Genomic DNA, 19,154 nt, shown 5'->3' on the forward strand with positions numbered 1-19,154 from the left:
CCCATGAGGCGGCACGTCGAGGCCCACTAGTCCGCCGGCGAGACGATCGCTGCAGCCGGACTCATGGATCCGCCGGGAGTTTGATAGGGTTGCCCTAGTACCCACCCGCGATTGGAACTCTTCTCCAGGCTCGCACTTCGGGTAACAATCACCGACCATCGTCGCAACGGTTCACACCGATGCCCCGAAGCTGGAGCCAGCGCTGACTACTCAAGCTGCGACCCTGATCACGAACTTCGCGTCCGCGGGTGCCGAGTTCCACCCGCCGTCCATTTCGGAGTTCTTCCCGGATGCGGTGCTGTTCGAGGGCACGATCTTCGCGATCACGCGTATCAACCTCACGCAGATGCTGGCGACGCTGGCCCTCGTTCTCTTCCTCGTGCTCGGCACTCGCCGCATGAAGATCGTCCCCGGCCGCTTCCAGAGCGTCGCCGAGATGGGCCTCGACTTCGTCCGGGTCAACATCGCCGAGGACATCCTCGGCCGCAAGGACGGCAAGCGCTTCCTGCCGATCCTCACCACCATCTTCTTCATGGTGCTGTTCATGAACATCACGGGTGTCATCCCGTTCCTGAACATCGCCGGCACCAGCGTCATCGCCGTTCCGATGCTGCTCGCGATCGTGGCCTACGTCACCTTCATTTACGCAGGCATCAAGAAGAGCCCCGCCGGCTTCTTCAAGAACGCGCTGCTGCCCTCGGGCGTCCCGTGGCCGCTGTACATCATCATCGTCCCGCTCGAGTTCCTCTCCACGTTCATCATCCGGCCCGTCACCCTGACGCTGCGTCTGCTGATGAACATGGTCGTCGGTCACCTCATGCTGGTGCTGTTCTTCTCGGCGACGCAGTTCTTCGTCGTCGGGCTCAGCGGATGGTGGACGGCTCTCGGCGCCGGTTCGCTGGCCTTCGGCTTCGCCTTCACCCTGTTCGAAATCTTCGTCGCCTTCCTCCAGGCGTACGTCTTCGCGATCCTCACCGCGGTCTACATCCAGCTCGCGGTCGCAGAAGAGCACTGAGCGGCCCGGCGCACGCCGAGCCACCCAACGAAAGGAAAAAACCCGTGGACGCAACTACGGTTCTCGCCCAGGTCACCGGTAACGTCGCCACGATCGGCTACGGTCTCGCCGCCATCGGCCCCGCCATCGGCGTGGGCATCGTCGTCGGCAAGACGATCGAGGGCGTCGCCCGTCAGCCCGAGCTCGCGGGCCGCCTGCAGGTCCTGATGTTCATCGGTATCGCCTTCACCGAGGCGCTCGCCTTCATCGGTATCGCGACCGGCTTCATCTTCACTTGATCCCGGCCGCTCTCGATTCACTGTAAGGAGACAGGATGCTGAACGCTCTTGTCACTCTCGCCGCGGAGCCCGCGGGGGAAGCGCACAACCCGCTGCTTCCTGCGGTCTACGACATCATCTGGTCGGCGGTGTGCTTCGTCGTCATCATCTTCGTGGTGTGGCGCGTCGCTCTGCCGCGCATGGCGAAGCTGCTCGACGAGCGCAGTGCTGCCATCGAGGGCAACATCGCGAAGGCCGACGAGGCCCAGCGTCAGGCCGAGGCCGCCCTCGAGCAGTACACGGCTCAGCTCGCCGAGGCGCGCCGCGAAGCCGGTGAGATCCGCGAGTCCGCCACGCAGGACGGTCGCAAGATCGTCGCCGAGGCGCGCGAGACCGCGGCCGCCGATGCCGCTCGCATCACCGCGTCCGCGCACGCCCAGATCGAGGCCGAGCGTCAGGCCACCCTCGTGCAGCTGCGCTCCGAGGTCGGTACCCTCGCGGTCGACCTCGCCGGCAATGTGATCGGTGAGACCCTGTCCGACGACGCGCGTGCGAACGCCGTGGTCGACCGCTTCCTCGCCGAGCTCGAGGCGTCCGAGAAGGCGGCCAAGTAATGGGCAGCGCGACCACTCAGGCGCGGACCGCGACGACGGAGGCGCTGGCCTCCACGTCGGGCGTCGATCTCGACGTCGCGCGCGAGCTGTTCGCGGCCGTCGGTGCCGTGAGCGGATCGTCGCAGTTGAGCGGCGCGCTGTCCGACTCGTCGGTGCCGGCCCCCGCTCGCGCGGGGCTGGTCTCGGCCGTCTTCGGCTCCACCTACCGTCCCGCCACCGTCGCCCTGCTCTCCAGCGCCGCCCAGCAGCGCTGGTCGAACGACGGGCAGTTCGTGGAGGGTCTCGAAGAGCTGGCGATCCAGGCGACCTCGGTCGCCGAGTCGGCGGACATCGAGTCGGAGCTGTTCGCCTTCTCGCGCACCGTCGCGAGCAACGGCGGGCTCGAGCTCGCTCTCGGTGGGCGCCTCGGCGGCGCCTCGGCGAAGGGGTCGCTCGTCTCGACCCTTCTCGACGGTCGCGCGAGCGCGGGCACTGCACTCATCGTGTCGTCGCTGGTGCAGAACGCCCGCGGTCGCCGTGTGCGCGCTCTGCTGCGCCGTGCCGAGCGCATCGTCGCCGACCAGCGCGCGCGCATCGTCGCGACCGTGTACGCCGCGGCACCTCTGAGCGCCGAGCAGCAGACCCGTCTGCAGAACTCTCTCAGCGCACGTTACGGTTCGGCGGTCACGCTGAACACCGTGATCGACCCGACGGTGGTCGGCGGTCTGCGTGTGCAGGTCGCGGACGACGTCATCGACGCGAGCGTGTCCGCACGTCTCGCTGACCTCCGCCAGCGGATCGCAGGCTAAAGACTTTCCGCCCGAGTGGGCGTGGATCTGGGGGCCGAGTGCCCCACGAACGAAGGAAGACAATGGCAGATCTCTCTATCAGCCCCGACGTCATTCGTGACGCGCTGAAGGACTTCGTCAACGCCTACGAGCCCACCGGCGCTGCGGCGACCGAGGTCGGCGCCGTCGTCGACGCGGCCGACGGCATCGCACACGTCGAGGGCCTTCCGGGCGTCATGGCCAACGAGCTCATCCGCTTCGCGGACGGCACGCTCGGCCTCGCTCAGAACCTCGACGAGAACGAGATCGGTGTGGTCGTCCTCGGCGACTTCGCCGGCATCGAAGAAGGCCAGAGCGTCACCCGCACCGGTGAGGTCCTCTCGGTCGGCGTCGGTGACGGCTACCTGGGTCGCGTCGTCGACCCGCTCGGCAACCCGATCGACGGTCTCGGCGAGATCGCGACCGAGGGCCGTCGCGCGCTCGAGCTCCAGGCGCCCGGCGTCATGCAGCGCAAGAGCGTTCACGAGCCCCTGCAGACCGGCATCAAGGCGATCGACGCGATGATCCCGGTCGGACGCGGCCAGCGCCAGCTCATCATCGGCGACCGCCAGACCGGTAAGACGGCCATCGCGATCGACACGATCATCAACCAGCGGGCCAACTGGGAGTCCGGCGACGTCAACAAGCAGGTGCGCTGCATCTACGTCGCGATCGGCCAGAAGGGCTCGACCATCGCTTCGGTGAAGGGCGCCCTCGAGGAGGCCGGCGCGATGGAGTACACCACCATCGTCGCAGCCCCGGCCTCCGACCCCGCCGGATTCAAGTACCTCGCCCCCTACACCGGCTCGGCCATCGGTCAGCACTGGATGTACGGCGGCAAGCACGTCCTCATCATCTTCGACGACCTCTCGAAGCAGGCCGAGGCCTACCGTGCTGTTTCGCTGCTGCTGCGCCGTCCGCCGGGCCGCGAGGCGTACCCCGGTGACGTCTTCTACCTGCACTCGCGTCTGCTCGAGCGTTGCGCGAAGCTGTCCGACGAGCTCGGGGCCGGTTCGATGACGGGTCTGCCCATCATCGAGACCAAGGCCAACGACGTCTCGGCGTACATCCCGACCAACGTGATCTCGATCACCGACGGCCAGATCTTCCTGCAGTCCGACCTCTTCAACGCCAACCAGCGTCCCGCGGTCGACGTGGGTATCTCGGTCTCGCGCGTGGGCGGTGACGCTCAGGTCAAGTCGATCAAGAAGGTCTCCGGAACGCTGAAGCTGGAGCTCGCGCAGTACCGCTCGCTCGAGGCTTTCGCGATGTTCGCGAGCGACCTCGACGCGGCGTCGCGCCGTCAGCTCGCCCGTGGTGCCCGTCTGACCGAGCTCCTCAAGCAGCCGCAGTACTCGCCGTACCCGGTCGAGGAGCAGGTCGTCTCGATCTGGGCCGGCACGAACGGCAAGCTCGACACCGTCGAGGTGTCCGATGTCCTTCGCTTCGAGCGCGAGCTGTTGGACTACCTCCGCCGCAACTCGACTGTGCTCGACACGCTGCGCGAGACGAACGTGCTCGGCGACGACACGCTCGCGGAGCTGGAGCAGAAGATCGACGCGTTTGCGAAGGAATTCCAGCCCGGCAAGGATCAGGGCGTCGTCGGGGCAGAGAAGGTCGACGCTGCCGAGGCGGAAGACGTCAACCAGGAGCGGATCGTCAAGGGCCGTCGCTGATAGCGACGACACGAGAACGGAATCATGGGCGCACAACTGCGGGTCTACAAGCAGAAGATCTCTTCTGCTCAGACGACCAAGAAGATCACGAAGGCGATGGAGCTCATCGCGGCTTCGCGCATCCAGAAGGCGATGGCGCGTGTGCGCGCGGCGTCGCCCTTCGCGCGGGCCGTCACGAGCGCCGTCTCCGCGGTGGCCACGCACTCCTCCGTCGACCACCCGCTGACGACGGAGCGAGAGAACATCCGCCGCTCGGCACTGGTCGTGTTCACCTCCGACCGAGGCCTGGCCGGCGCGTTCAACTCGCAGATCCTCCGCGAGGCTCTCGAGCTGGCCGAGCTCCTGCGGTCGCAGGGCAAGGACGTGGTGTTCTACCTCGTCGGTCGCAAGGCCGTCGGCTACTTCCAGTTCCGTCGCATGGCGAGCGCCGCGCAGTGGGTCGGTGACACCGACACTCCGCAGTTCTCCACCGCGGAGGAGATCTCGGATGCCGTTCTCGAGGCGTACCGCGCCGGTGGCGAGAACGAGGGTGTCGACGAGATCCACCTCGTGTACAACCGCTTCGTCAGCATGATGACGCAGTCGCCCGAATCGGTGCGTCTGCTTCCGCTCGAGGTGCTCGAGGCCGACGAGGCCCCGGGCCAGGCCGAGATCTACCCGCTCTACGAATTCGAGCCGGACGCTGAGACCGTGCTCGATGCGCTCCTGCCGGTCTATGTCCAGAGCCGTATCTTCAACGCCCTTCTCCAGTCGTCGGCTGCCAAGCACGCCGCGACCCAGAAGGCCATGAAGTCGGCCAGCGACAATGCCGACAAGCTCATCACCGACTACACCCGCCTGCGCAACAACGCGCGTCAGGCGGAGATCACGCAGCAGATCGCCGAGATCGTCGGCGGCGCCGATGCTCTGTCATCCGGCAAGTAAGTTCCCAAGGAGAGAAGAAGCCATGAGCCTCACCGCCGAGAAGACCGACGCGGCCGTCGTCGGACGCGTCGCGCGAGTCACCGGCCCGGTCGTCGACATCGAGTTCCCGCATGACGCGATCCCCGAGATCTACAACGCGCTGAAGACCACGATCACCATCGGTGACGAGTCGACCGAGATCACCCTCGAGGTCGCTCAGCACCTGGGTGACGACCTTGTCCGCGCGATCGCCCTCAAGCCCACCGACGGCATCGTCCGCGGCCAGGAAGTGCGCAACACCGGCGGCCCCATCTCGGTGCCCGTCGGCGATGTCACCAAGGGCAAGGTCTTCGACGTCACCGGTGAGGTGCTCAACGCCGCTCCCGGTGAGCAGGTCGAGATCACCGAGCGTTGGGGCATCCACCGCAAGGCGCCGAGCTTCGACCAGCTCGAGTCCAAGACCGAGATGTTCGAGACCGGCATCAAGTCGATCGACCTCCTCACCCCGTACGTCCAGGGTGGAAAGATCGGCCTCTTCGGTGGTGCCGGCGTCGGCAAGACCGTCCTCATCCAGGAGATGATCCAGCGCGTCGCGCAGGACCACGGTGGTGTCTCGGTGTTCGCCGGTGTCGGCGAGCGCACCCGTGAGGGCAACGACCTCATCGGTGAGATGGAAGAGGCGGGCGTCTTCGACAAGACCGCCCTCGTCTTCGGTCAGATGGACGAGCCGCCGGGAACGCGTCTGCGCGTCGCGCTGTCGGCCCTGACGATGGCGGAGTACTTCCGCGATGTCCAGAAGCAGGACGTGCTGTTGTTCATCGACAACATCTTCCGCTTCACGCAGGCGGGTTCCGAGGTCTCGACGCTGCTCGGCCGTATGCCCTCCGCCGTGGGCTACCAGCCGAACCTCGCCGACGAGATGGGCGTGCTCCAGGAGCGCATCACCTCGACGCGTGGTCACTCGATCACCTCGCTGCAGGCGATCTACGTCCCCGCCGACGACTACACCGACCCGGCTCCGGCGACCACGTTCGCGCACCTCGACGCGACCACCGAGCTCTCGCGCGAGATCGCGTCGAAGGGTCTGTACCCCGCCATCGACCCGCTGACGTCGACGAGCCGCATCCTCGACCCGCGCTACATCGGTGCCGACCACTACCGCGTGGCCACCAGCGTGAAGCAGATTCTGCAGAAGAACAAGGAACTGCAGGAGATCATCGCGATCCTCGGTGTCGACGAGCTCTCGGAAGAGGACAAGATCGTCGTGTCGCGCGCACGCCGTATTCAGCAGTTCCTCTCGCAGAACACCTACATGGCCAAGAAGTTCACCGGTGTCGAGGGCTCCACGGTCCCGATCAAGGAGACCATCGAGTCGTTCGACGCGATCGTCAAGGGCGACTTCGACCACGTCGCCGAGCAGGCGTTCTTCAACGTCGGCGGCATCTCCGACGTCGAGGCCAAGTGGGCGCAGATCCAGAAGGAGAACGGCTGACATGTCGTTGCGCGTGAGCCTGGTGTCGGCCGACGCCGAGGTGTGGACGGGGGAGGCCTCGCTCGTCGTGGCCAAGACCGTCGAGGGTGAGATCGGCTTCATGCAGGGGCATGAGCCCGTGCTCGCGATCCTCGCCCAGGGCGAGGTGCGCATCACCCGCACCGACGGCTCGAAGATCCTCGCCAACGCCGAGGACGGCTTCCTGTCGATGGCGAACGATGAACTCACGATCGTCGCCGGAAACGCCGCACTCGTCTCCTGACGTCTTCTCTTCATTCGATGCGCGCCGCCCGGTCTCCGGGCGGCGCGCATCGTCTTTCCCACGGAGAATCCATGCTCGTCCTGCTTCCTCCCTCCGAGACCAAGCGTCCCGGCGGCGAAGGTGCTCCCCTCGACTTCGACGGGCTCGCCCTGCCGTCGCTGCGCTCTGCGCGCGAGTCGGTCGTCGATGCGCTCATCGCTCTCTCCTCCGATGAGGAGGAAGCCGCGCGGGTGCTCAAGATCAGCGCGAAGCGCCGGCACGAGGTCGCTGACAACGCGGCCCTCCGGACCTCGCCGACCCTGCCGGCGATCGATCGCTACACCGGTGTCCTCTTCGACGCTCTCGACGCGGGAAGCCTGGAGGCCCCGGCACGCTCCTGGCTCGGCGATCACGTCATGATCCACTCCGCGCCCCTCGGGCCCGTCGCGGCGCTGGATGGCATCCCGGCCTACCGCCTTGCGGCGGGCACGTCCGTGCCCGGCATCCCGTCGCTGCGACGCATCTGGGCAGGTGCCGTGAGCGAGGCGTGGGAGGAGCTCCGGCCGGATTTCGTCGTCGACCTGCGCTCGGAGGCGTACGCCGCCCTCGGTCCTCTGCCCGCCGGGGTCCCCTCAGCGTACGTCCGCGTCATGAGCGAGGACTCGGGGGGTGAGGCTCGCGCGCTGAACCATTTCAACAAGCACGCGAAGGGCGAGCTCGTACGGGCGCTGGCGTCGCAGGCCGCGCGGATCGGGTCTCTTGACGATCTCCACGCCTGGGCGCAGGGCGCGGGGTGGACGCTCCGCGCCGGCGGCCCTGGCGAGGTGGCGCTGATTGTATGACATCCGAGTGCCCCTGTCAGGAAAGACTCAGGTTCGCTAGCATGTGACACGCGGGGGGCGCACGGATGCTCCTCGCGCACTCGCTTGGAAAGGAACTCGCATGAGTGACTCCTATTACTACGACGACGGAAGCGGCGCCGCCGCTCTCGCCGCAGTCTTGCTCGTCCTGATCCCGATCCTCTTCATCCTCGCCGTCGCGGCGTACGTGATCTCGTCGTTCCTCTACATGAAGATCTTCGAGAAGGCGGGCGTGCAGGGCAAGTGGCGCGCCTGGGTTCCGGTGTACAACGGCCTCGTGGCCGCGAAGCTCGGCGATGTCTCGCCGTGGGTGGTCCTGATCGTCGCGGTCGCCTCGAGCGTGCTGTCGAACATCCCGGTCATCGGCCCGATCTTCAGCCTCGCGATCCTCGCGGTCGCTGTGATGTACTCCTACCGCATCGGTCTGAAGCTCGGCAAGGACTGGCCGCTGCTGCTGCTGTGGCTGATCCCCGGTATCGGTGCACTCATCTGGCTTGCCGTCATCGCGTTCAGCAACAACCGCTGGAACCCCGCGATCGCTCCCGCCCCGTGGGCCAACTCTTTCCTCGCCGACAAGACGGTGTGGAACGGCATCCCGGTCCAGCCGAGCCAGCCCGTCGCCGGTAACGGTGGCGGCTACGCCGGCCCCGGCTACGGAGCGCCCCCGGCGCAGCAGCCGTACAGCCCGCCGGCGACCGGCACGACCCCGCCGCCTCCCGCGACGGGTACGACTCCGCCGCCCCCGGCGCCGCCGACCGGCCCCCAGCTCTGACCTCATCGAAGGGCTCTCCGCCACCGCGGGGAGCCCTTCGTCGTTCCCGGCGATAGCGTGGAGGGATGACGTCCCCTGCGCTTCCTCTTCGTGCCGTCGGCCGTTCCGGACTCCGTGTCTCCGCGGTGGGTCTCGGATGCAACAACTTCGGGCGCGCCGGCACGGCGACCGAAACGATCCAGGGCACGCGGGCGGTGCTTGACGCCGCCATCGACGCGGGAGTGACCTTCCTCGACACCGCCGACATGTACGGGAGAGAGTTCGGCCTGTCGGAGCGCCTGATGGGCGAGGCGTTGAAGGGGCGCCGCGACCAGGTCGTCCTCGCGACGAAGTTCGGGCACGCCGACTTCGCTCCCGCGGTCCCGGGAGGGGCGAAGGGCTCGAGGGCGCACGTGCGGCGCGCCGTCGAAGACTCGCTCCGTCGCCTTCGGACGGACTGGATCGACCTCTACCAACTGCACACACCCGACCCGGGGACGCCCATCGAGGAGACGCTCGACGCGCTGAGCGACCTCGTGCGCGAGGGCAAGGTCCGCTACGTCGGACACTCGAACTTCGCGGGATGGCAGATCGCCGAGGCCGAGCACGCGGCGACGGGAGTGCGATTCGTGTCGGCGCAGAACCAGTACAGCTTGCTCGCGCGGGCCGCGGAGCGGGAGATCCTCCCCGCGTCCGAGCGCTACGGCTTGGGGCTTCTGCCCTTCTTCCCCCTGCACAACGGATTGCTCACCGGGAAGTTCACGCGTGACGGCGGACCCGAGGGGAGCCGCATCATGCGCCAGAGGCCGCACCTGTGGCGTGAGGCTCCCTGGGACGCGCTCGAGATCTACCAGGCTTTCTGCGACGCGCGCGGCATCACCATGCTCGAAGCGACTTTCGGCTGGTTCCTGGCCAACCCCGTCGTCGCGAGTGTGATCGCCGGGGCGACGAGCCCCGAGCAGATCCGCGCCAACGCCGCGGCGGCGACCGCCTGGACGCCCAGCGCGGAGGACCTCGCCGAGATCGACGGCATCCTGCCGTTGCCCGCCGATCCTGCCGCGGGGTGACGACATGGATGTCATGTGCACGTGCGGCGCGTACGCGGATCGGCGGCGAGCGTCGACTAAGATGACAGGGCCGTGCGGATCCGCCGGCGCTGTCGGCCAACCGGAGGATTGTTCGTGCCCGAGGTGACCACCCACACGCGTACCGTCCCGCTCGGCGAGACCGTTCTCGAACTGTCGTGGGCGGCGAGCACCGAGGTCGGACGTCGCCGCGAGGTGAATCAGGATGCCGTCCTCGCCGACTACCCGCTGTTCGTCGTCGCAGACGGCATGGGCGGACACCTCGGCGGTGAGATCGCCAGCGCCAGTACCGTCGAACGCCTTCGCGCGGTCGTCGCGACCGGCCCCGTCTCGACCAAGAACATCGAAAAGGCCCTGTCCCGCGCGGTCAAAGACATCGTGGCCCACCCCGAGACGACCGACGAGGGCACGGGGACCACGCTCACGGGCGTCTATCTCGAGACCCAGACGGACGAGCCCCACTGGGTGACGCTCAACATCGGCGACTCGCGCGTGTACCTCCTTCGCGACGGCGAGATCGTCCAGGTGACGACCGATCACTCGGTCGTTCAGGAGCTGATCGCGGCAGGCCGCCTGAGTCCCGAAGAGGCGGAGAATCACCCCTACGGGAACGTCATCACGCGCGCCGTCGGTCCGAGCGACAGCGTCAAGCCCGATTACCTGCGCCTCGACGTGCTCGACGGCGACCGCTTCGTGATCTGCTCCGACGGTCTGACCAAAGAGCTCACCGACTTCGGCATTCGCCACTTCCTCGAGGCGAACGCGAATCCGGCCGCCGCCGTCGAGGCGATGATGGCCGCCGCGCTCGAAAACGGTGGACGAGACAACATCTCGATCGTCGTGCTCGACGTCATCCGTCGGTCCGCCTAAATTCATCTTGACCGCGGAGACCCGCGGATTCTACGTTCGGCATATGACCTCCGCACCCGAACGGACGGCCGGCAAGGGCCTGGCCACCGGCACCCTGGGCCTCTGGGGCTCGACCGTGATCGGTCTGGCATCCACCGCCCCGGTGTATTCCCTCGTGGCCACCCTCGGCTTCGTGGTTCTCGCCGTGGGAGCCTCGGCGCCGATCGCCTTCGTCCTGGCGTTCGTCCCGATGCTCTTCATCGCCTTCGCTTATCGCGAGCTCAACAACGAGGTGCCCGACTGCGGCACGACGTTCACCTGGGGTACGAAGGCCTTCGGGCCGTGGGTCGGGTGGATGGGCGGCTGGGGCGTCGCGGTGGCCGGAATGGTCGTGCTCGCCAATCTCTCCCAGATCGCGGGCATCTACCTGTGGTCGCTCATCGGCGACGGCTCCCTCGCCGAGAACGTCCCGCTCGTCACCGCGACGGGCGTCGCCTTCATCGCGGCGATGACCTACGTCAGCTACCGCGGGGTGGAGATCGGCGAGCGCATCCAGAACATCCTTCTCGCGGCGCAGTACCTCGTGCTCGCGCTCTTCGTGGTCCTGGCGCTGTGGAAGTTCTTCGACGGGACCGCCCCCAACCCCACCCCGTTCGACCTCGCGTGGTTCAACCCCTTCGGCTTCACCGACTGGAGCGGCTTCACCGAGGCGGTCCTGTTGGCGCTGTTCATCTACTGGGGGTGGGACACCTGTCTGGCCCTGAACGAGGAGACGAAGGACCCGAAGCGCATTCCGGGCCGTGCGGCGCTGCTGACGACTGTGATCCTGCTCGGTACGTACGTGACGGTGACGGTCGCGGCGATGATGTACGCCGGCGTCGGCGAGGACGGCGCGGGCCTGGCGAACCCCGCGAACGCCGACGACGTGTTCCTCGCGCTCAAGGACGGACTGTTCGGTCCGTTCGGGTGGGTGCTCATCGTCGCCGTGCTCATCTCGGCGGTCTCGTCGACGCAGACGACCATCCTGCCCACCGCGCGGGGAACGCTCGCGATGGCGGCGTACAAGGCGCTGCCGCGCCGCTTCCAGACGGTGCACCCGCGCTACCGCACGCCGTCGTTCTCGACCCTCGTCATGGGCATCGTCGCGAGCGTCTACTACGTGGGCATGACGATCATCAGCGACAACATCCTGCAGGATTCGATCCTGTCTCTCGGGCTCGCGATCGCCTTCTACTACTCCATGACCGGGTACGCCTGCGTCTGGTACTACCGTCGGCAGCTGTTCTCGTCGGCGAAGAACCTCGTGTACCGCGGCATCCTGCCCCTGCTCGGTGCGCTCATGCTGACGTTCGCCTTCGTGCAGTCGGCGATCGACATGTACGACCCGGAGTACGGCAACACCGTCCTGCTGGGGATCGGCGGCACGTTCGTGGTCGGCATCGGATCGCTCGCGATCGGTGTCGTGCTGATGGTGCTGTGGTTCCTGTTCCCCGGCTCCCAGCCGTTCTTCCGGGGCGAGAGCCTCAATCGCGAGACCGAGGTGCTCGTGCCGGACGAGCCGATCGCGCACCCGCGCTCGGTCGACGGGGGTATCTGAGCGGAGACGGTCTCGGATCAGCCGGGAGAGCCGTTCTCGAGGCGTCAGACCGCGGAGCGGATGGACCCGACCTCGCGACCGCCGCCGAGCACCGACAGCGAGAGCTGCGCGACAGTGTCGTCGACCTCCTGCGCGCTCAGGGCTCCGACCCGCTCGAGCAGACGCAGGGCGACGACGTGGCCGGCACGGTTGGAGCCGTCGAGCATCTTGAGGGCGACCGTCGTGCCGTCGGGAGCGGTCATGACCTGCACGCCCTCGGCGCCCATCTTCGAGAAGACGCCGAGTCGCTCGATGACGACCGTGTCGGGTCGCCCGGGCCCGTCGATGGTCCAGGGGTTCTCCTTCACCGCGCGCACGAGTGTGCCGGCGCTCCGGTGCAGGGCGAAGGGGGAGCGTTCCGACGAGGTCGCGATGCGCTGGATGGCCCGTGCGAGCCCGACGAGGCTCATGGCGTAGACGGGCGCGCCGCAGCCGTCGATGGCGGTGGTGGTCGTGCGCTCGCCGACAAGACGCTCGACGACCTCGCGGATGTGGGCCTGGAGCGGATGCTGGGGGTCGAGGTAGTCGCTCGTGCTCCAGCCGTTGGCCACGCAGGTCGCGAGCATCGCGGCGTGCTTGCCCGAACAGTTCATGCGCAGCGGCGAGGGGGAGGCGTGGTCGCGCACCATGTCGTCGCGCGAGGCGGTGTCGGTCGGCCACGCGGCGGGGCAGCCCAGGTCGTCCTCGGTGAGGCCGGAGGACTGCAGGATGCCGCGGGCCACCTCGGCGTGGCGCTCGGTGCCCGCGTGGCTCGCCATCGAGATCGCGAGACGTTCGCCGGCCAGATCGGCCCCGGCCGAGAGGCACGCCAGGGCCTGGAGCGGCTTCATGCTCGAGCGGGGGAGGAAGAGGGCGCTCGCCTCGCCGAGGGTGAGCTTCTCGGATCCGTCGGGGGCGAGGACCACGGCGACGCCGTAGTGACGGGATTCGACGAAGCCGTTGCGGTCCACGACGGCGAGCTCGACGGAGGCGGGAGGCGTTGCGGGCATCCCCCCATCGTATCCCCGGGCCCCCTCCGCCCCCGGGCGCGCGACGGCGCGTGAGAGGACCTCGGCGAGGGGAGAACCGACCGGGATCGCGACCAGAACAGGACGGGTCTCGTTCATCGGAGCGACCCGATTCGGACCCGCGTCCGGAGGGGGCGCTGCCTACAGTCGGGTCGCCCGCTTCCGCGGGCCGCTCCCCACAGCTTCGAGTCGTCTGCTCCCGCCGCCCACGAGCGCCGACTCTCCGCGGCACCCGTCCGCGCGCCGCGGGGGAGCGTACGCACCCGGAAGGACCCGTCACCCATGACCCCCACCCGATCGCGACTGCTCCGCGCGGCCGCGACCCTCGTGGCCGCCGCGAGCCTGCTGGCATCCGCTCCCCCCGCTGTTGCGGCCACGGCCCCGGCCAACGCCGTCGGGGCCGCGCAACTCGTCCTCGTCGAAAGCGTCCACGCGAGCGGCAAGGTGCTCCAGATCGGGGCCGGCGACGCGCAGGTCTCGAGCGCACCGGGAGCGACCGTCCCCGCCGTCGCCTCGATCTCGTCGATGGCGCAGGCCGACCCCCGGACGCTCTCCGCCCAGGCTCTGCGTCTGTACCCTGTCGTCGGCTCGGCCCGCACCTTCCTGATCGCCGACCAGAAGGACCGGGTCCTCATCCGCTCGCGCAACGATCAGGAGACGTTCCGCTACCTGCAGACGGCCGACGTCGCCGACTCCGCCACCGACCCCTACGCCCAGTGGGAGCTGCGCGACGCGGGCAACGGCACGGTGAACCTCGTGAACGTGCAGCGCGATCGCGACGGCAAGGAGTCGGCTCTCGACCTCTACAACTGGAAGACCGCCGACGGATCCGAGGTGCAGACCTACACCCTCAACGCCTCCGCCGCGGTGCAGCAGTGGCGCGTGCACCCCCTCACCCCGACCGTGACCTCGCCCGCGGTCGTGACGACCCCGGGCGTGCTCCCCGCGCTGCCGAGCAGCCTCACCGGGCGCTACGGCTGGGGCCGCACGATCACGCTGTCGCCCATCACGTGGGCGATGCCCGCCGCGACGACGTGGCTGACCCCCGGAGTGGTGTCGGTCGCCGGCTCCGCGAAGGGCCTCTTCGGTGAGGACGTCGCGCTCTCGGCATCCGTCGCCGTCGGCGCGCTCTCGGATGCCGCCGACTCCTCGCTCACCACCTACGCCGGCGCGACGGTGGCCGAGGTCGCCATGCGCGCCCCGAGCACGGTCCAGCGTCGCATCGGCGACACCGGGCAGAGCGTGACCGCTGCCGTGCGGTGGGACTTCTCGAAGGTGACGGATGCCGCGTTCTCGACGCCGGGGACCGTCAGGGTCCCCGCGGTATCGGGACTCGGCTTCTCGGCCACCCTTGTCGTCACGGTCGCCGCGGCTCAACAGGTGAACGTCCTGCGCCAGTCGGGAGTGCACCCGGACTGGTCGTTCAAGGACTCCACGACCTTCGCGCTGACCGACGGCAACCGCACCGCCACGGGCTTCGCCGACTGGCGCTCGGGCGGGGCCGCGAACCGCGTGAACCCCAACCGCGTGACCTTCTACCTCGATCAGCCGCGACAGATCACCGGCGTGAACGTGTACGACATCGGCGGCAAGCAGAACATCGGCTCGGTCACGGTGCAGTACCGCACCACGCGCGGGGGGTGGGCGAACCTGCCGTCCGCGACGACCTGGCCGGCCGCGAACACCTCGACCGATCTGCGTCTCGAGGTCACCGCGTCCCGACCGGTCCTGGCGACCGGGCTCCGCGTGCTCGTGAAGAACAAGACCTCGTCCACCTGGATGACCCTGTCCGAGATCGAGGCCTACGGTCCTCAGCTCACCCCCGTCTCCTGAACGACACCCCCGACATGAGAAGAGATATGTTCCCTCGTCTGCGCCGCTCGGTACGCGGCATCTCGGCCGGAATGGTCGTCGGCGCGCTCGCCGTCTCGAGCCTCGCCTTCGGCGGTGCCTCGGTCGCGCTCGCCGCCTCCACCACGACCTCGACCTCGACCCCCGGCGCGCCCGCCGCCTCCTCGGCGGCGGGACCGGCGACCGCGTCGACCCCGGGCACCTCGGCGGCGTCCGGCTCCACGGCGGCGGCGGTCTCGGCATCCGGGACGTCCTCGTCGGCGGGACGCTCGAGCTTCCTGCTGCCGGTGCTGCCGGACACGCAGTTCTACTCGCGCTACAGCGCCTCGCAGTTCGTGCCGCAGTACGGCACCAACCCCTTCGAGGTGCAGACCCAGTGGGTCGTCGACAACAAGAAGACCCTCAACATCCCGTTCGCGATGCAGCTGGGTGACGTCGTCGACCAGCAGGGCAAGAGCGACCAGTGGAGCGCCGCGGCCAAGGCGATGAAGATCCTCGAAGACGGCAAGGTGCCGTACTCGGTGATCCCCGGCAACCACGACGTGGCCGACCAGGGGGCGCGCTCCTCGGAGGGCAACGCCGCGAACTACCTCGCGAACTTCGGCGCCTCGACGCTGCAGCGCCAGGGCGGCTCGACCCTGCTCGGAACCTTCCAGAACGGTTACTCCTCGGCCTACCGTTTCTCGGCCGAGGGTCACGACTGGGTCGTGCTGTCGCTGGGATGGAACGCCTCGGACGACACCTTCGCCTGGGCCCAGGGGATCCTGGATGCCAACAAGGGCGTGCCCGTGATCCTGTCGTCGCACGCGATCATCGGCATCGACCAGGACCAGGTGTCGCCGACCAGCTGGTGGTACGGCGACCTGCTGTGGGACAAGCTCATCCGCAAGAACGACCAGATCGTGCTGACGCTGAACGGGCACTTCCACGGCGCGACCATGCGCACGCTGACGAACGACTTCGGGCACCCCGTGCACGAGGTGCTCACCGACTACCAAATGGCCGCGGACGGCGGGAACGGCATCATGACGCTGTTCGAGTTCGACCTGTCGGGCGGGAGCATCGACGTGTCGACCATCTCGCCGTGGGTGGGCAAGAAGCACGCCAACTCGCGGACCTCGACCGACGCCCCCGTGCTCACCGGCACCTGGCAGCAGTTCTCGCTCGCGATGGACTTCGGCTCGCGGTTCGGGTGGGGAGCGCCCTCGGCCGCCCAGGCCGATGGCTCCGACCTCACCGCCGCCGCGAAGGACATCGTGTCGCGGGGATGGACCGGATCGTCGACGGGGGAGAAGCTCGCCGCCGCGGGCGACGCCTCGGACTACTTCGCCGTGCCCGGGACCGTGGCGCACTGGCGCTTCGGCGACGTGAAGGAGGGTGTGGTCGACGAGAACACCGTCGTCCCCGACATCGCCGGGTCGAGCCCGATGTACCGTCTGCCGCTGGAACAGACCGACGCCCCCGACGAGCTCGACGACGTCGCGGTCACCCACAAGGACGTTCCGTTCTACTCCGCCGACCGCGGCGCAGTGTGCTTCAGCGACGTGCATCGCAACGCCAGCGGCCCCGACAACCTCGCCTTCCTCACGACCGAGTACGGCGCTCCGGCGACCTCTGCGCATCTGAACGCCCAGTCGGGGTACACCCTCGAGACCTTCCTGCAGATGGATGCCGACTGGACCGAGGCCGCGAACCGCTGGGGCGCCGCGATCAGCCGCGGCGGCGCGCGTAGCTGGATCGGCATCAACGACTCGTCCGACGAGGGGGCGGGAGCGGCGTGGCTGGGGATCTCGAACCTGCGCGAGTACCAGTTCTCGGCGGCGGACACCGCGTCGAAGAACTCGTACACGCTCTGGTCGGGAGAGATCATGCCCGGGAGCTGGCACCATGTCGCGATCGTGGACGACCCCGCGGCGGGAACGGTGATCATGTACGTCGACGGCGTGCCGGTCCTGCGCAACGCCTCGGGAGTGGGCGGCATGATGGCCGCCGATCTCATGCCGTGGGTGATCGGTGCGTCGCTGTGGAACACCGAGCCCGAGCACGGCTGGTACGGGTGCGTGGGTGAGACCCGCATCGTCGATCACGCCCTGCCCCGCGAGCAGTTCCTCTTCCAGCGCGCCGACCTCGACGCCACCGCCTCGGCCTTCGCCGTGACCACGCCGTTGTCGGGCGTGCTGGCCTCGACCGCGACGGTGCCGACCCTCGAGGGGCGCGGTGTCGTGGGTGCGCAGGTCGCGGTCCGCGTCGACGGGGCCGACGCGGGCTCGACAGCCGTCGGCGCCGACGGCGCGTGGCGGTTGCCGCTGAAGACGCCCGTCGCAGGCGTCGGCGCGCACGCCCTGTCGTTCACTCAGTCCATCGGCACGCGGGTCGGGTCGCCGCTCGAGCTGACGGTGACGATGGGAGTGGATGCCGCGTGGACTCCCGATCCCGAGAAGGTGGCGACCGACAAGGAGGGGACGGTCACCGTCACCCCGAGCACCTTCCACGCCGGAGACACGGTGACGGTCGGCGTGCCCGCCGGTCTCGAGGGGAAGGACCTCTACGGGTTCCTCTTCTCGCAGCCGACGGGGCTGGGCACGGCGACCGTGGCGAACCGTGCGATCTCGCTCACGGTTCCCGGGAGCGTGCCCGCGGGCGAGCACCGTCTCGCCGTCTACACCGCGACGGGTGAGCTGGTGGGCTGGGCGCGCGTGAGCGTCGCTCGTCCCGTCGTGACCGTCGACCCGGCTGCGGGCGCCGGTGGCGGTGCGACCGCGGGCACCACGGGTGCGAGCGCCGGCGGGCAGCCGTCGACCCCGCGTCGGGGCGATCTCGCGGCCACCGGTGTGGCCTCGGGAATCCTGGCCGCTCTGTCGGGCGTCGCCCTGATGCTCGCCGTGCTCGGTCTGGTGCTGCGACGGGTTCGCCGCCGCGCCTGACGATGACGCGAAAGGATCCCCGTCCGGCTCGCCCGGGCGGGGATCTTCGCGCTCCAGTGGCCCGCGCGCGGGCGCGGACGGGCAGACTGGGGACATGAACGGAGAGCATCACTACCGCCTGCGATCGACCTGGACCGGCGACCTGGGGACGGGCACGAGCGGGTACCGCGACTACGAGCGTGCCGTGACCCTCGAGGTCGACGGAAAGCCCGCGATCGCGGCATCCGCCGACAAGCCCTTCCGCGGGGACCCCGCCAAGTGGAATCCCGAAGAACTCCTGATCGCCGCGCTCAGCGAGTGCCATCTGCTGTCGTACCTGCACGCGTGCGTCACGACCGGCGTCGTCGTCACCGGTTACGAGGACGACGCCACCGGCACGATGCAGGAGGACGGCAACAGCGGGGGAGCGTTCACCGAGGTCGTTCTGCGCCCCCGCGTCCGCGTGGCCGAGGAGTCCATGATCGAGGCGGCGGTCGCCGCCCACCGGCAGGCGCGCGAATGGTGCTTCATCGCCAACTCCGTCAACTTTCCCGTGCGACACGAACCCGAGGTCACGGTCGGCTGAGCGCCGAGCGTCGCGGGGAGGATGCCGCGGCGTCGTACAGTGAGCGCATGCAGCTCGAACCCGCCCTGCGCCGACTCGACCGGATCGCCGGGGGCCGTCAGGCCGATCACCGCGTCGCCATCTCCACCGACCCGAAGGTGCACCGCGCCTTCCGCGCCATCACGCTCCTGCTTGCGGTCGGTTTCGTGCTCGGTGTCGCGACGGTCGTCGTCGCCCTCGTCATGACGATGAACGGCGACGACGTCGGCTTCGCCGTCTGGATGCGCTGCCTCGTGGTGCTCGCCATCACCACGACCCTGTTCTACTTCCTCTGGCGTGCCCGCGTCGGCTGGTACTGGGCGTTCCGTCGGCTGCAGCTGTTCAGCCGCATCTTCCCGGTCATCGCCCTCGTCCTCGCCGCCATTCCGGGGCTCTACCCGTTCTGGGTCGTCAGTGAGCAGATTCTCTTCGCGATCCTGCTCATCGGCGTCTCGGACTACCTGCAGTCCGACGCCGTACGCGCCGCATACCCCAAACCGCAGCGCTGAGTCGGTGGCATCCGCGTGCCGCGAACCCGGCGTGTCGGGGGAGCGAGCGATCTCTGCGACGGCCTCAGGACCTCACGGCCCCGAGAACCGCGGGA

At 68.6% G+C, this 19,154-nt stretch carries 18 protein-coding genes; 17 read left to right on the top strand and 1 reads right to left on the bottom strand.

From position 1 onward, the window contains the following. Positions 1-202: 202 nt before the first annotated feature. The 13 genes from atpB to MTE01_RS02565 all read left to right on the top strand — a co-directional run bounded on the left by atpB (position 203) and on the right by MTE01_RS02565 (position 12,146). On the top strand, positions 203-1,015 hold the full coding sequence (gene atpB / locus MTE01_RS02505; RefSeq protein WP_103210251.1) for a F0F1 ATP synthase subunit A: 813 nt from the start codon (positions 203-205) through the stop codon (positions 1,013-1,015). A gap of 44 nt (positions 1,016-1,059) precedes the next feature. Then, positions 1,060-1,293 (top strand): F0F1 ATP synthase subunit C, encoded by a 234-nt coding sequence (gene atpE / locus MTE01_RS02510; RefSeq protein ID WP_043360904.1) that lies wholly within the window; start codon positions 1,060-1,062, stop codon positions 1,291-1,293. Between the two features lie 35 nt (positions 1,294-1,328). Then, positions 1,329-1,886, top strand: a complete 558-nt coding sequence (locus MTE01_RS02515) for a F0F1 ATP synthase subunit B (RefSeq protein WP_103210253.1) — start codon at positions 1,329-1,331, stop codon at positions 1,884-1,886. Further along, entirely contained in the window at positions 1,886-2,674 is a 789-nt protein-coding gene (locus MTE01_RS02520; protein ID WP_141375530.1) for a F0F1 ATP synthase subunit delta, read from the top strand. The genes MTE01_RS02515 and MTE01_RS02520 overlap by 1 nt, the downstream gene beginning before the upstream one ends. Positions 2,675-2,736: 62 nt before the next feature. Beyond that, on the top strand, positions 2,737-4,368 hold the full coding sequence (gene atpA, locus MTE01_RS02525) for a F0F1 ATP synthase subunit alpha (RefSeq protein WP_103210257.1): 1,632 nt from the start codon (positions 2,737-2,739) through the stop codon (positions 4,366-4,368). 24 nt (positions 4,369-4,392) lie between these two features. Beyond that, positions 4,393-5,292, top strand: a complete 900-nt coding sequence (locus MTE01_RS02530) for a F0F1 ATP synthase subunit gamma (protein ID WP_103210259.1) — start codon at positions 4,393-4,395, stop codon at positions 5,290-5,292. A 22-nt stretch (positions 5,293-5,314) separates the two neighbouring features. Continuing rightward, positions 5,315-6,763, top strand: a complete 1,449-nt coding sequence (gene atpD, locus MTE01_RS02535) for a F0F1 ATP synthase subunit beta (protein ID WP_103210262.1) — start codon at positions 5,315-5,317, stop codon at positions 6,761-6,763. A 1-nt stretch (position 6,764) separates the two neighbouring features. After that, the gene (locus tag MTE01_RS02540; RefSeq protein ID WP_058597269.1) at positions 6,765-7,025 is read left to right on the top strand and encodes a F0F1 ATP synthase subunit epsilon; all 261 of its coding nucleotides are present in this window, start codon (positions 6,765-6,767) and stop codon (positions 7,023-7,025) included. A 71-nt stretch (positions 7,026-7,096) separates the two neighbouring features. Beyond that, a complete protein-coding gene (locus tag MTE01_RS02545) occupies positions 7,097-7,846 on the top strand; it encodes a YaaA family protein (RefSeq protein ID WP_141375532.1) in 750 nt (249 codons plus the stop codon). A gap of 100 nt (positions 7,847-7,946) precedes the next feature. Next, the gene (locus MTE01_RS02550; protein WP_116238430.1) at positions 7,947-8,636 is read left to right on the top strand and encodes a large exoprotein; all 690 of its coding nucleotides are present in this window, start codon (positions 7,947-7,949) and stop codon (positions 8,634-8,636) included. A 65-nt stretch (positions 8,637-8,701) separates the two neighbouring features. Next, positions 8,702-9,682 (top strand): aldo/keto reductase, encoded by a 981-nt coding sequence (locus MTE01_RS02555; protein ID WP_141375534.1) that lies wholly within the window; start codon positions 8,702-8,704, stop codon positions 9,680-9,682. A gap of 114 nt (positions 9,683-9,796) precedes the next feature. After that, positions 9,797-10,570, top strand: coding sequence for a PP2C family protein-serine/threonine phosphatase (locus MTE01_RS02560; RefSeq protein ID WP_116238874.1), 774 nt, complete (start codon positions 9,797-9,799; stop codon positions 10,568-10,570). A 43-nt stretch (positions 10,571-10,613) separates the two neighbouring features. Then, positions 10,614-12,146 (top strand): APC family permease, encoded by a 1,533-nt coding sequence (locus MTE01_RS02565; RefSeq protein WP_141375536.1) that lies wholly within the window; start codon positions 10,614-10,616, stop codon positions 12,144-12,146. Positions 12,147-12,190: 44 nt separating this feature from the next. Here MTE01_RS02565 and MTE01_RS02570 read toward each other — a convergent pair whose 3' ends face one another. Further along, complete coding sequence (locus tag MTE01_RS02570) at positions 12,191-13,174, bottom strand: asparaginase (RefSeq protein WP_174799629.1); 984 nt, start codon at positions 13,172-13,174, stop codon at positions 12,191-12,193. A gap of 300 nt (positions 13,175-13,474) precedes the next feature. Between MTE01_RS02570 and MTE01_RS02575 the strand changes: the two genes are divergently transcribed. The 4 genes from MTE01_RS02575 to MTE01_RS02590 all read left to right on the top strand — a co-directional run bounded on the left by MTE01_RS02575 (position 13,475) and on the right by MTE01_RS02590 (position 19,059). Then, the gene (locus tag MTE01_RS02575; protein WP_141375540.1) at positions 13,475-15,025 is read left to right on the top strand and encodes an RICIN domain-containing protein; all 1,551 of its coding nucleotides are present in this window, start codon (positions 13,475-13,477) and stop codon (positions 15,023-15,025) included. Between the two features lie 26 nt (positions 15,026-15,051). After that, on the top strand, positions 15,052-17,967 hold the full coding sequence (locus MTE01_RS02580) for a LamG-like jellyroll fold domain-containing protein (RefSeq protein WP_141375542.1): 2,916 nt from the start codon (positions 15,052-15,054) through the stop codon (positions 17,965-17,967). Positions 17,968-18,061: 94 nt separating this feature from the next. After that, positions 18,062-18,532 carry an OsmC family protein gene (locus MTE01_RS02585; protein ID WP_103210280.1) on the top strand — a complete coding sequence of 157 codons (471 nt, stop codon included), beginning with the start codon at positions 18,062-18,064 and terminating at the stop codon, positions 18,530-18,532. 47 nt (positions 18,533-18,579) lie between these two features. Beyond that, on the top strand, positions 18,580-19,059 hold the full coding sequence (locus tag MTE01_RS02590) for a hypothetical protein (RefSeq protein WP_141375544.1): 480 nt from the start codon (positions 18,580-18,582) through the stop codon (positions 19,057-19,059). Positions 19,060-19,154: the final 95 nt, after the last annotated feature.

Source organism: Microbacterium testaceum (genome assembly GCF_006539145.1).
Classification (GTDB): Bacteria; Actinomycetota; Actinomycetes; order Actinomycetales; family Microbacteriaceae; genus Microbacterium; species Microbacterium testaceum.

Excerpts from the sequence above, each read along its gene's own strand:
- MTE01_RS02515 (WP_103210253.1), top strand. The coding sequence starts at position 1,329 with ATGCTGAACGCTCTTGTCACTCTCGCCGCGGAGCCCGCGGGGGAAGCG.
- MTE01_RS02520 (WP_141375530.1), top strand. The coding sequence starts at position 1,886 with ATGGGCAGCGCGACCACTCAGGCGCGGACCGCGACGACGGAGGCGCTG.
- atpA (WP_103210257.1), top strand. The coding sequence starts at position 2,737 with ATGGCAGATCTCTCTATCAGCCCCGACGTCATTCGTGACGCGCTGAAG.
- MTE01_RS02530 (WP_103210259.1), top strand. The coding sequence starts at position 4,393 with ATGGGCGCACAACTGCGGGTCTACAAGCAGAAGATCTCTTCTGCTCAG.
- atpD (WP_103210262.1), top strand. The coding sequence starts at position 5,315 with ATGAGCCTCACCGCCGAGAAGACCGACGCGGCCGTCGTCGGACGCGTC.
- MTE01_RS02540 (WP_058597269.1), top strand. The coding sequence starts at position 6,765 with ATGTCGTTGCGCGTGAGCCTGGTGTCGGCCGACGCCGAGGTGTGGACG.
- MTE01_RS02545 (WP_141375532.1), top strand. The coding sequence starts at position 7,097 with ATGCTCGTCCTGCTTCCTCCCTCCGAGACCAAGCGTCCCGGCGGCGAA.
- MTE01_RS02550 (WP_116238430.1), top strand. The coding sequence starts at position 7,947 with ATGAGTGACTCCTATTACTACGACGACGGAAGCGGCGCCGCCGCTCTC.
- MTE01_RS02555 (WP_141375534.1), top strand. The coding sequence starts at position 8,702 with ATGACGTCCCCTGCGCTTCCTCTTCGTGCCGTCGGCCGTTCCGGACTC.
- MTE01_RS02565 (WP_141375536.1), top strand. The coding sequence starts at position 10,614 with ATGACCTCCGCACCCGAACGGACGGCCGGCAAGGGCCTGGCCACCGGC.
- MTE01_RS02570 (WP_174799629.1), bottom strand. The coding sequence starts at position 13,174 with ATGCCCGCAACGCCTCCCGCCTCCGTCGAGCTCGCCGTCGTGGACCGC.
- MTE01_RS02575 (WP_141375540.1), top strand. The coding sequence starts at position 13,475 with ATGACCCCCACCCGATCGCGACTGCTCCGCGCGGCCGCGACCCTCGTG.
- MTE01_RS02580 (WP_141375542.1), top strand. The coding sequence starts at position 15,052 with ATGTTCCCTCGTCTGCGCCGCTCGGTACGCGGCATCTCGGCCGGAATG.
- MTE01_RS02585 (WP_103210280.1), top strand. The coding sequence starts at position 18,062 with ATGAACGGAGAGCATCACTACCGCCTGCGATCGACCTGGACCGGCGAC.
- MTE01_RS02590 (WP_141375544.1), top strand. The coding sequence starts at position 18,580 with ATGCAGCTCGAACCCGCCCTGCGCCGACTCGACCGGATCGCCGGGGGC.